We start from the raw sequence: 13,233 nt of genomic DNA on the forward strand, positions 1-13,233 counted from the left end.
ATTATTTCTCCACTGTGGTAAGGACCGCATCGGCGGTCAGGAATTTGCGGTTGGCAATGCGTGCCGGGGCGACGGATTCGCCTTCGAGCACCTGAAAGATGCCGGTCAGTGCTTCGACGCCGACACGGGCATTGGCCTGAGCGGTGACGCCGCCGATGTGCGGGGTCATCACGATGTTGGGCTGCGAGAAGAAGATGTGGTCGGCTCCCGGCGGTTCAGCGGCAAAGGTGTCGAGACCTGCCCCTGCGATGTGGCCGGATTCGACCGCTGCTACGAGAGCGGCTTCGTCGATGAGGCCGCCACGCGCTGTGTTGACCACGTAGGAGCCTTTTGGCATCTGGGCGAGCGCCTCAGCGTTCACGATGCCACGGGTGCTGTCGGTCAGCGGGCAGTGCAGCGACAGGACGTCCGAGGCCGCGAAAAGCTCTTCGGTCGTGGTGCAGCGTTTCGCACCGATTTCTTCGAACAAGCTGTCGGGGGCGAAGGGGTCATAGGCGATCAGGTTGAGGCCTAGGCCCTTCGCCATGAGGCCGGTGGCCCGCGCGATCGCGCCGATGCCCATCAGACCCATCGTCGCGCCGAAGAGTTCGCGGCCTTGAAAACCGGGTTTCTCCCAACGGCCTGCACGCAGGCTCGCGTCGAGCGGCAGTACGCGTTTTACGGTGGCGAGCATAAGGGCGATGGCGTGTTCGGCCACAGAGACCGCGTTGGCCCCCGTTGCTACGAGCACTGGCACGCCGCGTTCACCGGCGGCTGCGAGGTCGATGTTGTCGACGCCCACGCCGTGTTTGGAGATCACTTTAAGCTGGGGGGCTGCATCCATCACCTGAGCGTCGATGCGACCCAGTCGAGATACGATTCCGACCGCGCCGCTTTCGACCATCAGATCAGCAAGCACCGACGCCTCGGCATAGGCGGGGCCGTATACCAAGCTATAGCCGCGCTCGGCGGCAAGCGTCTTCGCGGCAGGGGCGAGATCGGGGCCGGTTACAAGGATCGTCTTGCTCATTGCACATGTCTCCAGTGGCGCTCAAGCAGTGGCCGAGCGCAGTCTTTAAAATTCGGTATGTTGGATCACCGCGTCTGCCTCCCAGCAGAGCACGGGCAGTCTCCTCCGTGTGGCGAACACCGTAAGACGAAGATACTCTTCACAAAAGCGATTAATTCTTGTTATTAAGTTTAGAAAAACTGGATCTAGTAATGGACACACGTCAACTCAAAACGCTTTTGGCGATTCAGAGCCACGGCACTTTTGCCCATGCCGCCGATGTTGTTGGCCTCACTCCGTCCGCGGTCAGTCAACAGATTCAGGCCCTCGAACAGGAGTTGAACGTTACGCTGTTCGACCGCACCCACAGGCCGCCGAAGCTCACGCCGCACGGGATGCAGGTCATTGAAATGGCGAAGGATATTCTCCAAAGGCAGGAGGATGCCAAGGCCAGTCTTCGCGGCGATCTGGTGGCGGGAAAGCTGTTGCTTGGCTCGGTGCGCTCCAGTGCGCTCAACCTGTTGCCGCGGACCATTCTGCAAATGCGCGAGACCTATCCAAAGCTGACGATCAGCCTGCGGGTTTCGCTCTCTTCGACCTTGATTTCAGATGTGGCCTCGGGACGTCTCGACGCCGCGATGGTTGCAGAACATGTCGGTTTTCCGGCCGCCTTGCGGTGGACTCCCTTCCTTCGTGAGCCTCTTTGGCTCATCGCGCCCCGCAATACGGAGAGTCGCGACCCGATTCATTTGCTCAATACGATGCCTTATGTCCGGTTCCACAGTCAGGTGCCGCTCGCCAATCTGATCGACACAGAGCTGTCCAGAATTGGCGCCGTGACGCAGGACGTGGCGCAGATCGATACCATCGGCTCAATCGTGACCTGCGTCCGGCAGGGGCTCGGGATTTCCGTCGTGCCGCATGTGGCGTTGCAGGAACCGGAGGACATGAACCTCGTCCGCATCCCGTTCGGCTCTCCGCAGTTGACCCGCCAGATCGGCCTCGTGGAACGGACTGGCTCGCCCCGCCACGAACTCACGACGGCGCTGCACAAGGTTCTCGTCTCGCTCTGCGGGGAATACGGCGTGCCACGCACCGAGGGGTGAGCAAGTCCAACTCCGGCTGACATTGGTGTCATTAACACTGTGGTTTCTGTCGGGGCGAAACAGCTCAGTTGACGGATTGGGGCAGGGAAGGCGGCCCCCTAAATCCAAAAGGTCTACGCGATGTAAAACGCATTTTACGCGAGACGACGAGGGGAGGGCTAAGAGAAACCGTGCCCTAGGGGAGAGGTAGAAACCCGACTTCCAGAACCAAACGCCAATCTCCGACACATTTGAGAGGCACATCGCTCTGACGAAGCAGCGCGTGATGATGAGCACCCAGAGGATGCGTTTCATCGTGCTTGTAGATGTGTGTGCAGCGGTTTGTGTCACGGGCAGTGACCGGCGGGTGCTTCGCACAAAGCGCAGGCCGCAGCTCGCAAATCGGCTCTTCTATCGCGTAGCGTGCCTTTTGCGCCGAAAAGCGCAGTTATTGATCCTCGTCAAAGCGCCAGGAGGCTCCGTCCGTCCAGACTGAGGTCAACAAGGGACACGAAAGAGGAGACGCGCAATGTCCAACACCCCACACCAACTGGCCGCTGATTTTCCGGACCTCGCTGACAAGATCAGTGCGCTGAAGGCCGCCGATCCGCATTTCGCGCATTTGATGCAAGACTATGATGTGGTGAACGATGAAGTGCATCTGGCCGAAACCGATGTGAAGCCGATGGAAGATCTGGCGCTGACCGAATTGCGCAAGAAGCGGATGCTTCTCAAAGATGAGATTTACAAGGCTCTGACCGCAACGGCTTGAGGCCTGAAACGGTCCACTAAAATCGCCAAACACCGCTTGGGGGCGCGTTAACCGAATGGTAACGCGCCCCCTTGTGCTGTGAGAACAAATCGTGCACAAGTCGTGTGTGAGGTTGGGTAAACTACCATATGTTGCGGCTTTCTGGGCCGCGCTGGGTCTCGGGGTGACTCTGATTCCTTTCGATACGGCCGAGGCAGTGAGCGAAAGGGATGCAGGGAAAGTGCATGCTGCTCCCCCTCTGCGACTTGCTTCAAACTCCTCGGAGAAATCCCGGTCTCTCAAGAGCGCGATTCTGTCCGGACGGGACGGGGCATTACGAGTCGTCGATGGGGATACGTTGGCGATCGGAGAAATCAAAATCCGTCTTCACGGCATAGATGCGCCGGAACTGTCGCAAAGCTGTAGCGATATGCGGGGCGAAAGCTGGGCCTGTGGTGATTGGTCGAAAGCGGTGCTGGCGCGCTTGGCTGTGGGCGAGGTCGCCTGCGTTGAAAAGGCCCGCGATCGCTATGGCCGCACGGTCGCTGTGTGTTATGGCGATGCGGGCGATTTGAACGCCGAAATGGTGCGTGCGGGCGCGGCCTATGCCTATGCGAAATACAGTCGCGACTATGTTGCCGACGAAGAGGCTGCACGCGCTGGGGGACACGGCCTCTGGCGTGCGGGAAGTCAGGCGCCTGCCGCGTATCGCGCCGAGACGCGCGTCGCCCCAGCGCCCCAGACACCGCCGTCGGACTGTGCGATCAAGGGCAATATCTCCAGTTCCGGTAAGCTCTATCATATGCCGGGCGGACGATGGTACGACGGCACGCGGATCAATGCGACTTCGGGCGAACGCTGGTTTTGTTCAGAGAGCGAGGCCCGCGCCGCGGGTTGGCGCAAAGCAAAAGGCTAAGCTGTGTCCCATGGAAAGGCCGCTGGGCGGGGATAATCCATTTCCCCCTCTTGCCAGTCCGATTTTTTTCCCCTAAATGAGCCGCACCGGGTCGTTAGCTCAGTTGGTAGAGCGCTTCGTTTACACCGAAGATGTCGGGAGTTCGAGCCTCTCACGACCCACCATTTCCCCGGTATCTTAAGTTTCTTTGTTGATGCTCGTTGCATCTGAAATGTCTTTATGTGCCGTATGACGGAAGAGGGAAATTCAATGTCCCATTTTGAAACGTCAGAGTCCTACGCGAACGCGTCTCCGAGCAAGTTCTATAAGCTTGCCTCAAAGCTCGGCTTTACGAATCCCTGGAATGTTTACTGGTTTTACTCTGCGACAGAGGGCCTGAATTTCGGCGACTGGATCGGCCCATATCTTTTCAACAAGATCACGGGACGCAAAGCGCGGCTCGTCCGGGGCAAGGGGCCCTTGGGTGATGTGTTGCTGAGCTGTGGCAGTATCTTGGGGCATGTGAAGCGGGCGCATAAGGCGATTGTCTGGGGCAGCGGCGTTCTGACGGAAGAGACCCGCTTTCCTGAGCCCAAGGAAATCCATGCGGTTAGGGGGCCCTTGTCGCGCGAGGTTTGCATCCGTCAGGGCTATGATTGCCCCGAGATATATGGCGATCCAGGCAGTCTTATGCCGCTCTTTTTCGATCCGGAAAGGCCGGAGGAGAAAGCCGATCTTGGCATTATTCCGCATCACTCAGAAGTCGAGGATGTGCTTGCGCAGTTTGGGCATAAGGATGGGGTGAAGATCATTGATGTGCGGCGGCCTTTGGAAACGGTGATTTCCGACATTGTTGCCTGTCATGCCATCGTTTCGACCTCCCTGCATGGGGTGATCATCGCGGATGCCTATAAGGTGCCGGTCGCCTGGGCGACGTTTCATGGTCAGCTTCTTGGCGGTGATTTCAAGTTCAAGGATTACTTTCTCGGGATCGGGCTCACAGAGATGCCGATCCCTGTTGATTTGAAAGTGGTTCAGGATAAGGACGCTCTGGTGAAATTGGCGCGCGAGAGAGAAAGTCCCGATTTGACCAAGGTACAGCAGCGTTTGCTAACACAGTATCCGACGCGCTATGGCTGCGTCGATGAGGTGCTCAATACACTCCTCGAAGCACCAGAAACACGCGACGTGTGATGGGGCCTGTTGTGCCATCCGGGGCCTCGGAAATCTCCGTCCAAAGTTTTTTCTCGCCCCCGACACTTTTTCGCGATTCCGTGCTTGACGAGGGCGCGCCCCGGCCATAGAACGCCCCTCACGTTCAGGGCACGGTCCTGATCGGGCAGCGGGCGGTTGTAGCTCAGTTGGTTAGAGTGCCGGCCTGTCACGCCGGAGGTCGCGGGTTCGAGCCCCGTCAACCGCGCCATCGCTGCCAAAACATAGCCCTTCGGGGCGCGCCTGAAAAAGGCACTGCGCGGTTGTAGCTCAGTTGGTTAGAGTGCCGGCCTGTCACGCCGGAGGTCGCGGGTTCGAGCCCCGTCAACCGCGCCACTTTTTCCCCAGATATCCTTGTTGAAATCATGAGATCACCATCCTCTCACGAGGATGTTGTGTCTTCTGTCTTGCGCCTTCGTGTCAAAGCGACAGTATGGTTCCCACGGTCATTCGGGGGGAGACATGCCGGCAAAATCAGATGACTTGGCGCAGGGCTTGCGCATTTTTGGCCTTTTGACGCTGACTCTCGTGGCCTTCGCCGCGAATTCTCTTTTGACCCGTGCGGCGCTCACGGATCCGGCCAATGGTGCTCTGGGATTTGCGGGAGTGCGGCTTGTGTCCGGGGCGTTGGTGCTTCTGGCCATTGGCGTGCTTCGCCGTGATGCCCTGTTGCCAAGGCGTCAGGACGCCCCTGCCATCGCAGCGCTCTTCGTTTATGCCGCCGCTTTCTCACTCTCTTACCGCGCCATGTCGGCCGCCAGCGGAGCGCTGATCCTCTTTGCTGTGGTGCAAGTTACCATGCTGGCTGTCGCTCGTGCGCGTGGCATGCGGATCGGGGCGTTGGGTGGGGCGGGGGTGGTTTTGGCTATGGCTGGCTTGGTCTGGCTGCTTCTGCCCGGTCTGCAAGCGCCGCCCTTCGAAGCTGCGTTGTTGATGGCGCTCTCAGGTGTGGCTTGGGGCGTTTATAGTCTTCTGGGACAAGGCGCTGGAGAGCCCACAGGGCGCACAATCCGAAATTTCATCGGCACCGTGCCGCTAGTATGCGTCGTCTTTCTTATCACCCCGCCAAACCTTACCGGCTTTGGCTGGCTCATGGCTGTGCTCTCTGGTGGTGTGGCCTCAGCGCTGGGGTACATGCTCTGGTATCGTGTGTTGCCGAAGATCGGCGCGCCCTTGGCCGCTAGCGCACAGCTTTCTGTGCCGCTGATCACGGCCTTGGGCGGGGTGCTCTTCCTCGGTGAGGCGCTGGGGCTACGATTTGTCCTCGCTTCTGTGCTGATCCTCGGCGGCATCTACCTGACCAGCAAGCGCCGGTCTTAGTCGATCCGATAGGGAAGCGTGCCACGGTCGTTCGGATCGATGTTCAGGCGGCGCTCCAGCGGCGGGATCGAGCGTTGGTGACAATCGCGGCGCTCGCAGATGCGACAGGAAATCCCGATCGGCTCAAACGCCGCCGGCTTCGACACGTCGAGATCGTCCGCATAAACCAGCTCCGAGGCATGGCTCACCTCACAGCCCAGACCAATCGCATAGCGCCGCACCGGCGCATGAAACGCGCCGCCGGGTTTCGAGACGTCGCGGGCAATCGACAGATAGCGCACCCCGTCCGGCGTTTCCGCCAGTTGGCGCAGAAAATGTCCCGGGCGCTCAAAGGCTTGGTGAACGTTCCACAGTGGGCATGCGCCGCCATAGCGGGCGAATTGAAGCCGCGTGGCGGAGTGGCGTTTGGTGATCGTTCCGGCCTGATCGACGCGAACGAAATAGAAAGGAATCCCCTTGGCGCCGGGGCGTTGCAGGGTCGAAAGCCGATGCGCGACCTGCTCGACTGAGGCGCCGAATTGCTCGGCCAGCATCTCAAGGTCATGCCGCGTTTCCTGCGCGGCTTCTAGGAAGGCGCCATAGGGCAAAAGGGCAGCGCCCGCAAAGTAATTGGCAAGGCCGATGCGCGCAATCTGACGGGCCTCTTCACTTTGGAAGCGGGCCAAATCCAGAGTAGCGTCTAGCAATTTGCTCTGCGTAACCAAGGCCAATTGGTGCAGAATCTGAAACCGCCGCGTGGCCGTCGAGGCGCGTGAGGAGATGGTCAATTCGCCCGCGCGTTCATCGTAGCGGCGCAGCTCTTTCGTGCCGCTGCGAAGCGTGATGCCCTTTTGCTCGAGCGTCTCGATCGCGGCGCGCACCACATCGCGGGCCTCGCCATTCGGGCGGGCGAAATTTTCGGCTGCGCGGTCCACGGCATCGAGATAGTTGTCGCAATAGTGAAAGAAGTCACGGACCTCTTCCCAAGGAGAGGCGCGTGCCGGGCTGTCTTCGCGATCAAGCGCTTCGTCCATTGAGGCCAGTCGTTCGGTGGTCTGGCGATAGGCGCGGTGCAGTTCCAGGAAGGCGCGCGCCAGCGCGGGGGCGTTTGAGGCTGCAAGTCTCAGATCGGCCAAGGGCGGCGCGCCATCGGCAAAAACCGGATCGGCCAGCGCCTCGCGCATGTCCGTGACCATGCGCTCTGCATCGCCCGAGGACAGCTCTGTGACATCAAAGCCGAACTCTTGCGCAAGAGCGAGCACCACTCCGGTCGAGACCGGGCGGTTGTTGTTTTCCATCTGGTTGAGATAGGGCAGGGAGACGCCAAGCTTTTCGGCGAAGGCACGTTGAGTGAGGCCGAGCCGCGTGCGGGTCTCGCGCAATTTTGCTCCGGCATAGAGTTTCTGCTGGGCCATTTTTCCTCACTTTTGCAGCTTCAGAAGGCGGAAGACGCCTTTTGCAAAACAAGATTTGCCACTGCAAACCCCGTCTTGCAAGAGAAGAAACGTTACCTCCTGCCTGCGCCGCGCCCGAGCGCGCGCTCAGTTGCCCAAGAAGCTGCGCTCACGACGAATGACCCAAAGTGCGGCCAGAATGGACGAGAGGGATGCACAGAACATGATGATCAAAAGCGGTGTCGCGCCGCCGTCTTCGGTGAGGACTGTGCCGGCAAAAGCGGACAGGATCGCGCCGCCACCAATGAACATTGCGCCGCCGAGACCCGCCGCTGTGCCCGCAAGATGTGGTCGCACAGAGAGTGATCCAGCGATGGAATTAGGGAGCTGCATGCCGTTGCCCAGCCCCAAAAGCGTGATCAGCGCAAAGAAGTTTTCGGCGGTCGCGCGGTCGATCAGGAAAAGGATGAGAGAGGCCAGAACGCCAGCCGAGCAAATGCCTGCGCCGATCAGGATCATGGTGTTCATGCCGAGGCGCGCAGAGAATTTTCCCGCCAGAAAGTTGCCGAAGAAATACCCCACTGCAGGGGCGGCCATGTAGAGGCCAAGGCGGTCTTCGGTCAGGCCGAAGATATTTGAGCCCAAGAAGGGCGCGCCGCCCAGAAAGGCGAAATAGGCGCCCGAGGCCGTGGCGGCGGAGATGGCGTAGCCGAGGAAGCGTTGCGAGCGCATCAGTTCGGGAAACCCACGCAGCGTGTCGCGGACCGAGCCACCGGTTTTGGGGGCGGTTTCGCCCGAGTCAAAGATGACGATCACCAACAAAACAAGGCCCACGGCGAACAAAAGCCAAAAGCTGCTCTGCCAGCCGAAGAGCGTGGTGAGGTAGCCGCCGACGGTCGGCGCCACCATTGGAACAAGCGACATGCCCATGGTGACATAGGCGATCATTTGTGCGGCTTCTTCGCCCGGCACCATGTCGCGCACGATGGCGCGAGACAGCACCATGCCTGTGACGATCCCGGCCTGCACGGCACGCATCAAAAGGAAGATCTGCGCCGATGGGGCATAGATCGCACCCAAGGTGGCGGCGAGGAAAATCACGATGCCGCCAATCAAAACCGGGCGCCGCCCGAAACGGTCGGAGAGCGGCCCGATCACCAGTTGCAGAGCTGCATTCACGCCAAGAAAGATCGCGATGGAAAGTTGCATCACGCTATATTGTGTCCCGAAATATTCGGTCATTTCCGGCAGTGCCGGCAGGAACACGTTCATTGTCATGGCGGAGGTTCCGGCCATGAGGACGAGCGTGAAGATATGCGGAGGCGTGCGCCTGTCGAGAAAGCGAGAGATCGGTTTTTGAGCCATTGCGTCACCATAGGTGGGTCTGGTTTTCTGTCTACGGAGAATCTGGCGCAGCGCGGCTTTGTTTTTGCACAGGTTGGGTGAGATGTTGCGCGCTAAGCCGCTGACGTGTTGAAGGGCAAAAGACGTTTTGAAGGCGTTAAAATTTGCATTTTTGCGTTTTTCAGGCAGCGTGCTTTGCATCTTTTGCAAATCTGCCAGACTCCGCTATGAAATATTATTGCTTGCGCCTATGGTGCGGATGAAATGACGAGGAGGCCTATCCGTGAAAGACATCATCAAAGAACTTCACGATCGCCGCGATGACGCCCGCCTGGGAGGGGGGCAGCGTCGCATCGACAGCCAGCACGCCAAGGGCAAGCTGACCGCGCGCGAACGCATCGAATTGCTGCTCGACGAAGACAGCTTCGAAGAGTTCGACATGTTCAAAACCCACCGCTGCACCGATTTCGGCATGGAAGCCAGCAAGCCCTATGGCGACGGTGTGATCACCGGCTGGGGCACGATCAACGGGCGGATGGTTTATGTCTTTTCACAGGATTTCACCGTCTTCGGTGGCTCTTTGTCGGAAACTCACGCCGAGAAAATCTGTAAGATTATGGATATGGCGGTGCAGAACGGCGCGCCTGTCATCGGTCTGAACGACTCGGGTGGTGCGCGGATTCAAGAAGGTGTCGCCTCGCTCGCGGGCTATGCCGAAGTGTTCCAGCGCAACATCATGGCCTCCGGCGTCGTGCCGCAGATTTCCGTCATTATGGGGCCCTGTGCTGGTGGTGCTGTGTATTCGCCGGCGATGACCGACTTCATCTTCATGGTGAAAGACACGTCTTATATGTTCGTGACCGGCCCCGACGTTGTGAAAACCGTGACGAATGAGGTTGTGACCGCCGAGGAACTGGGCGGGGCATCGACCCACACCAAGAAGTCCTCGGTCGCAGACGGTGCGTTTGAGAATGACGTCGAAGCGCTTTCCGAAGTGCGTCGCCTCGTCGACTTCCTACCGCTGAACAACCGCGAAAAAGCGCCAGTGCGCCCGTTCTTTGACGAACCGGGCCGGATCGAAGCCTCGCTCGACACGATCATCCCGGACAACGCGAACACGCCTTATGACATGAAGGAAGTGATCCACAAGATCGCGGACGAGGGTGATTTCTACGAGATTCAGGAAGATCACGCCAAAAACATCATCACCGGCTTCATCCGCCTCGAAGGCCAGACCGTCGGCGTGGTGGCAAACCAGCCGATGGTGCTCGCCGGGTGTCTCGACATCGACAGCTCGAAGAAAGCCGCGCGGTTTGTGCGCTTCTGCGATGCGTTCGAGATTCCGGTGCTGACGCTGGTCGATGTGCCGGGCTTCCTGCCAGGGACCTCTCAGGAATACGGCGGCGTGATCAAACACGGCGCGAAGCTTCTGTTTGCTTACGGCGAAGCCACAGTGCCGAAGGTGACCGTGATCACCCGTAAGGCTTATGGCGGCGCCTATGACGTGATGGCGTCGAAACACCTGCGCGGTGATTTCAACTACGCTTGGCCGACCGCCGAGATTGCGGTGATGGGCGCAAAAGGGGCGACCGAGATCATCCACCGTGCCGATCTGGGGGATGCGGAGAAAATCGCGGCGCACACGCAAAACTACGAAGACCGGTTCGCGAACCCCTTCGTGGCGGCGGAACGCGGGTTTATCGACGAGGTGATCCAACCGCGCTCGACCCGCAAACGTGTGGCCCGGGCCTTCGCGAGCTTGCGCAATAAAAAGCTCGAGAACCCGTGGAAGAAGCACGACAACATTCCGCTCTGAGGCGGAATGCTATGAGCCGTTCTCGCTGGCATATGTACGAGGTTGACGGCGCGCTGACAGTCGCGCGCCGTATCCCCGCGCATTTCGATCTTGCGGCCTCGACCGTGATCGAGGGCGGGGCGGTTTTGCGCAAATCCCGCGTGGCGCATCAGGTGCGTCAGGACATGTGGCGGGCGCTGCAATCCCTGCGGGGACTGGCGCCCGTGGTGCGGGTGGTGGCGCAGGGCGAGGACCTTGAAATCACCGCTGGCGGCATGATCGCGGGTCGGTTCCCGAAACAAGAGAGCGAGGCCCGCATTCAGGCGGTGTTGGATGATCCCCAAAACCGCGCCCGTTGGGCTAGGTTTGCCCAGAGATACACGAAGAAAGAGGAGGCCATGACATGATTGCAAGACGGATCGCATCTGCCGCTTTGGCCTCTGTCGTGGGCTTTGCTGCCTTGGCCGAATTGACGCCTATCGAGGCCGAAGTGCTAACCGTGCCCTCCGGTCAGCCGGTGGAGTTTTTCGAAACCGTGATGGATCAACCCGCCATGGGGCTGACAGCGCGGTTTCGGTTTTTGGCGCCGGAGCTGCCGCGCTATCTCGAGCAGTTGACCTATCAGGAGTTGGAAGCCGATCTGTCGGCGCTTTGCGTCAGTTACGCGCTGCCGCGGCTTGGAACGCCTGCGCCCTCTATGATCGTGATTTCGCTCTCCGAGGCCCCCACGGCCTTTGGGTCTCCTGACCCGGAAGTGGCGCAGGTCTTTGAGGCCTACCGCCCGGCGGGGGATGTCTGTGAATGGGAGGCGTTTTGATGGCTTTCTGTGGTGATCTCTCGATGAAACCCCCGGCTAGACCGCAGCTTTCCCTGTCAGCTAAGGCTGAAAGCGCAACTTTTGGTTGCAAAGTGTGCTATCCTCACAGTCACAAGACCAAAAGTGACAGGAGAGGGACACAATGTTCAATCGTTTTACGCTCGCCTTCATTGGCGCAATGGGAATGGCCTTGGCTGGATGCGCGCCAACGCCTGCACCGACCCCGATCATGCCGGAACCGACCTACGACAAGTTCGGCAATCTGCAATACGACCCGGGCGACAGTTGTGTGCCGATCCGGCCGGAAACCTTCGATCCGACGCAAGGCTATTACACCAACGACAGGCTTGTGCCCTGCTGTCCGGAAGGCACCCAGTTCAATCCGCGCACTCAGGAATGTGTGCCAATCCCCGAGCGTCCGCGCCGCGATGACGACGATCATCAAGATCGTAACCCCGATCCCCAGCGCGACCCAACGACTGGGCGGACCTAATCACACGCTCGTCGCCCTGTCTCAGCCAGGGAGGGCGACGACATGAAGTTCCATATGATTTCCAACGGACCGCGCCCTGTCGCGCCGTTTTCTCACGCGGTTGAGGATGATGGCTGGGTCATTTTGACTGGCCAGATGCCGACCGATCCTAACGCGCCCGATGCGCCGCTTCCCGATGGGATCGAGGCCCAGACGCGACGCGTGATGGACAATCTTTTGTTGATTTTAGGCGAGTTGGGCCTTGGGCCCGAGCATATTATGCAATGTCGCTGTTTCCTGACCGAGTTTGAGCGCGACTACGCCCTGTTCAACGAGACTTACAAAAGCTACTTCCCCACAGACAGGCTTCCGGCACGCACCACGGTGGGCGTGACCGCTTTGGCCGTTGGCGCTCTGGTCGAGATCGACCTGATCGCCCGCAGACCTGATGAGGGAGACAGCTGATGGCACGTGACTACATGCTCAAACACAAGGGGTTTCCGGGGCGTTTGCCCGGCTCCGACTATCAATTCGTTATTCGACGCGCGAACCCGAAAGGGGTGACGCCTCTGAAAGCACTTGAGCGCTACAAGGACCGCAAAGCGGCCGACAAGCGCGCCGATGCAGCCTTTATGAAAGCGCTCTGGGAGCATTTCGGCGAAGATGAATTCGAACGCGGCAATCTCGACGCCGGGCGTCTGTCCTGGCTGTTCGGGCGCGAAGTGGTGCCCGCTGACGCGGAAGATTTCGATCCCGCGTCTTATGAAGCGCTTTTGAAGATCGACCTGCGCCGCGCCATGGCCTCTTTCCCTGAAGTCTTTGCCGAGGATGAGGCCGAAGAGATGCCCGATTGGGAGGAAATGTGGAACGGCGACAACGACGAGGATATGAGGGACTGATGCGCGGGTTTTCGCTTGGCATACCGGCATTTGCGCGAACTGCTGCCAATATTGGCGGGCAGGGCGGGTATGGCCTTGTGAGCGAAAGCATTAAAACCCATCCTCAAGTCATGGCAACGACGACCAGCAACGTCGAAGCCTGTTCTGAAAACCGTTACCCTTCCCCTTTGGCGAGGTCCGTGCTCCCCCCGCGCGGCCCTCGCCGCTCTTTCTTTTCAGGCGGCGTCCTGAGCGGGAATGTGATTGGCGTTAAGGCTAAGACTGAAACTGGGCGTGGTTTCG

General features: G+C 59.5%; 14 protein-coding genes and 3 tRNA genes. 14 read left to right on the forward strand and 3 right to left on the reverse strand.

Going from position 1 to position 13,233, the window contains the following annotated elements:
• Position 1 precedes the first annotated feature (1 nt).
• On the reverse strand, positions 2-1,009 hold the full coding sequence (locus J5Y17_RS02980) for a hydroxyacid dehydrogenase (protein ID WP_219783735.1): 1,008 nt from the start codon (positions 1,007-1,009) through the stop codon (positions 2-4).
• A gap of 191 nt (positions 1,010-1,200) precedes the next feature.
• Here J5Y17_RS02980 and J5Y17_RS02985 point away from each other — a divergent pair, with 191 nt between their 5' ends.
• The 8 genes from J5Y17_RS02985 (at position 1,201) to J5Y17_RS03020 (ending at position 6,251) form a co-directional block, all read left to right on the forward strand.
• The gene (locus J5Y17_RS02985; RefSeq protein ID WP_219783736.1) at positions 1,201-2,094 is read left to right on the forward strand and encodes a LysR family transcriptional regulator; all 894 of its coding nucleotides are present in this window, start codon (positions 1,201-1,203) and stop codon (positions 2,092-2,094) included.
• Positions 2,095-2,602: 508 nt separating this feature from the next.
• Positions 2,603-2,845 carry a YdcH family protein gene (locus tag J5Y17_RS02990; RefSeq protein WP_219783737.1) on the forward strand — a complete coding sequence of 81 codons (243 nt, stop codon included), beginning with the start codon at positions 2,603-2,605 and terminating at the stop codon, positions 2,843-2,845.
• A 337-nt stretch (positions 2,846-3,182) separates the two neighbouring features.
• Positions 3,183-3,740 carry a thermonuclease family protein gene (locus tag J5Y17_RS02995; protein ID WP_255571830.1) on the forward strand — a complete coding sequence of 186 codons (558 nt, stop codon included), beginning with the start codon at positions 3,183-3,185 and terminating at the stop codon, positions 3,738-3,740.
• Positions 3,741-3,828: 88 nt separating this feature from the next.
• A tRNA-Val gene (locus J5Y17_RS03000) sits at positions 3,829-3,904 on the forward strand.
• An 85-nt stretch (positions 3,905-3,989) separates the two neighbouring features.
• Positions 3,990-4,913 (forward strand): polysaccharide pyruvyl transferase family protein, encoded by a 924-nt coding sequence (locus J5Y17_RS03005; protein WP_219783738.1) that lies wholly within the window; start codon positions 3,990-3,992, stop codon positions 4,911-4,913.
• Between the two features lie 152 nt (positions 4,914-5,065).
• A tRNA-Asp gene (locus tag J5Y17_RS03010) sits at positions 5,066-5,142 on the forward strand.
• Positions 5,143-5,190: 48 nt separating this feature from the next.
• Positions 5,191-5,267 (forward strand) — tRNA-Asp (locus J5Y17_RS03015).
• Between the two features lie 126 nt (positions 5,268-5,393).
• Positions 5,394-6,251 (forward strand): DMT family transporter, encoded by an 858-nt coding sequence (locus J5Y17_RS03020; protein WP_219783739.1) that lies wholly within the window; start codon positions 5,394-5,396, stop codon positions 6,249-6,251.
• On the opposite strand, the gene J5Y17_RS03025 is transcribed toward J5Y17_RS03020, so the two are convergent.
• Positions 6,248-7,645 (reverse strand): short-chain fatty acyl-CoA regulator family protein, encoded by a 1,398-nt coding sequence (locus J5Y17_RS03025; RefSeq protein WP_219783740.1) that lies wholly within the window; start codon positions 7,643-7,645, stop codon positions 6,248-6,250. The two genes, J5Y17_RS03020 and J5Y17_RS03025, sit on opposite strands and share 4 nt — an antisense overlap.
• A gap of 126 nt (positions 7,646-7,771) precedes the next feature.
• Positions 7,772-8,989: a multidrug effflux MFS transporter gene (locus J5Y17_RS03030; RefSeq protein WP_219783741.1), complete on the reverse strand. Its 1,218-nt coding sequence runs from the start codon at positions 8,987-8,989 to the stop codon at positions 7,772-7,774.
• Between the two features lie 262 nt (positions 8,990-9,251).
• On the opposite strand from J5Y17_RS03030, the gene J5Y17_RS03035 reads away from it, so the two are divergent.
• The 6 genes from J5Y17_RS03035 (at position 9,252) to J5Y17_RS03060 (ending at position 12,951) form a co-directional block, all read left to right on the forward strand.
• A complete protein-coding gene (locus tag J5Y17_RS03035) occupies positions 9,252-10,784 on the forward strand; it encodes an acyl-CoA carboxylase subunit beta (protein ID WP_219783742.1) in 1,533 nt (510 codons plus the stop codon).
• An 11-nt stretch (positions 10,785-10,795) separates the two neighbouring features.
• A complete protein-coding gene (locus J5Y17_RS03040; RefSeq protein WP_219783743.1) occupies positions 10,796-11,170 on the forward strand; it encodes a hypothetical protein in 375 nt (124 codons plus the stop codon).
• Positions 11,167-11,580, forward strand: a complete 414-nt coding sequence (locus tag J5Y17_RS03045; RefSeq protein ID WP_219783744.1) for a DUF6497 family protein — start codon at positions 11,167-11,169, stop codon at positions 11,578-11,580. Before J5Y17_RS03040 ends, J5Y17_RS03045 begins: the two co-directional genes overlap by 4 nt.
• A gap of 142 nt (positions 11,581-11,722) precedes the next feature.
• Complete coding sequence (locus J5Y17_RS03050; protein ID WP_219783745.1) at positions 11,723-12,073, forward strand: hypothetical protein; 351 nt, start codon at positions 11,723-11,725, stop codon at positions 12,071-12,073.
• 42 nt (positions 12,074-12,115) lie between these two features.
• The gene (locus J5Y17_RS03055; protein ID WP_219783746.1) at positions 12,116-12,517 is read left to right on the forward strand and encodes a RidA family protein; all 402 of its coding nucleotides are present in this window, start codon (positions 12,116-12,118) and stop codon (positions 12,515-12,517) included.
• A gap of 14 nt (positions 12,518-12,531) precedes the next feature.
• Positions 12,532-12,951: a hypothetical protein gene (locus J5Y17_RS03060; RefSeq protein WP_219784077.1), complete on the forward strand. Its 420-nt coding sequence runs from the start codon at positions 12,532-12,534 to the stop codon at positions 12,949-12,951.
• Positions 12,952-13,233 lie beyond the last annotated feature (282 nt).

This window comes from Celeribacter sp. PS-C1, assembly GCF_019429625.1.
Lineage (GTDB): Bacteria > Pseudomonadota > Alphaproteobacteria > Rhodobacterales > Rhodobacteraceae > Celeribacter.

Excerpts from the sequence above, each read along its gene's own strand:
- J5Y17_RS03025 (WP_219783740.1), bottom strand. The coding sequence starts at position 7,645 with ATGGCCCAGCAGAAACTCTATGCCGGAGCAAAATTGCGCGAGACCCGC.
- J5Y17_RS03040 (WP_219783743.1), top strand. The coding sequence starts at position 10,796 with ATGAGCCGTTCTCGCTGGCATATGTACGAGGTTGACGGCGCGCTGACA.
- J5Y17_RS03060 (WP_219784077.1), top strand. The coding sequence starts at position 12,532 with ATGCTCAAACACAAGGGGTTTCCGGGGCGTTTGCCCGGCTCCGACTAT.
- J5Y17_RS03045 (WP_219783744.1), top strand. The coding sequence starts at position 11,167 with ATGATTGCAAGACGGATCGCATCTGCCGCTTTGGCCTCTGTCGTGGGC.
- J5Y17_RS02980 (WP_219783735.1), bottom strand. The coding sequence starts at position 1,009 with ATGAGCAAGACGATCCTTGTAACCGGCCCCGATCTCGCCCCTGCCGCG.
- J5Y17_RS03005 (WP_219783738.1), top strand. The coding sequence starts at position 3,990 with ATGTCCCATTTTGAAACGTCAGAGTCCTACGCGAACGCGTCTCCGAGC.
- J5Y17_RS03050 (WP_219783745.1), top strand. The coding sequence starts at position 11,723 with ATGTTCAATCGTTTTACGCTCGCCTTCATTGGCGCAATGGGAATGGCC.
- J5Y17_RS02985 (WP_219783736.1), top strand. The coding sequence starts at position 1,201 with ATGGACACACGTCAACTCAAAACGCTTTTGGCGATTCAGAGCCACGGC.
- J5Y17_RS02990 (WP_219783737.1), top strand. The coding sequence starts at position 2,603 with ATGTCCAACACCCCACACCAACTGGCCGCTGATTTTCCGGACCTCGCT.
- J5Y17_RS03030 (WP_219783741.1), bottom strand. The coding sequence starts at position 8,989 with ATGGCTCAAAAACCGATCTCTCGCTTTCTCGACAGGCGCACGCCTCCG.
- J5Y17_RS03055 (WP_219783746.1), top strand. The coding sequence starts at position 12,116 with ATGAAGTTCCATATGATTTCCAACGGACCGCGCCCTGTCGCGCCGTTT.
- J5Y17_RS03020 (WP_219783739.1), top strand. The coding sequence starts at position 5,394 with ATGCCGGCAAAATCAGATGACTTGGCGCAGGGCTTGCGCATTTTTGGC.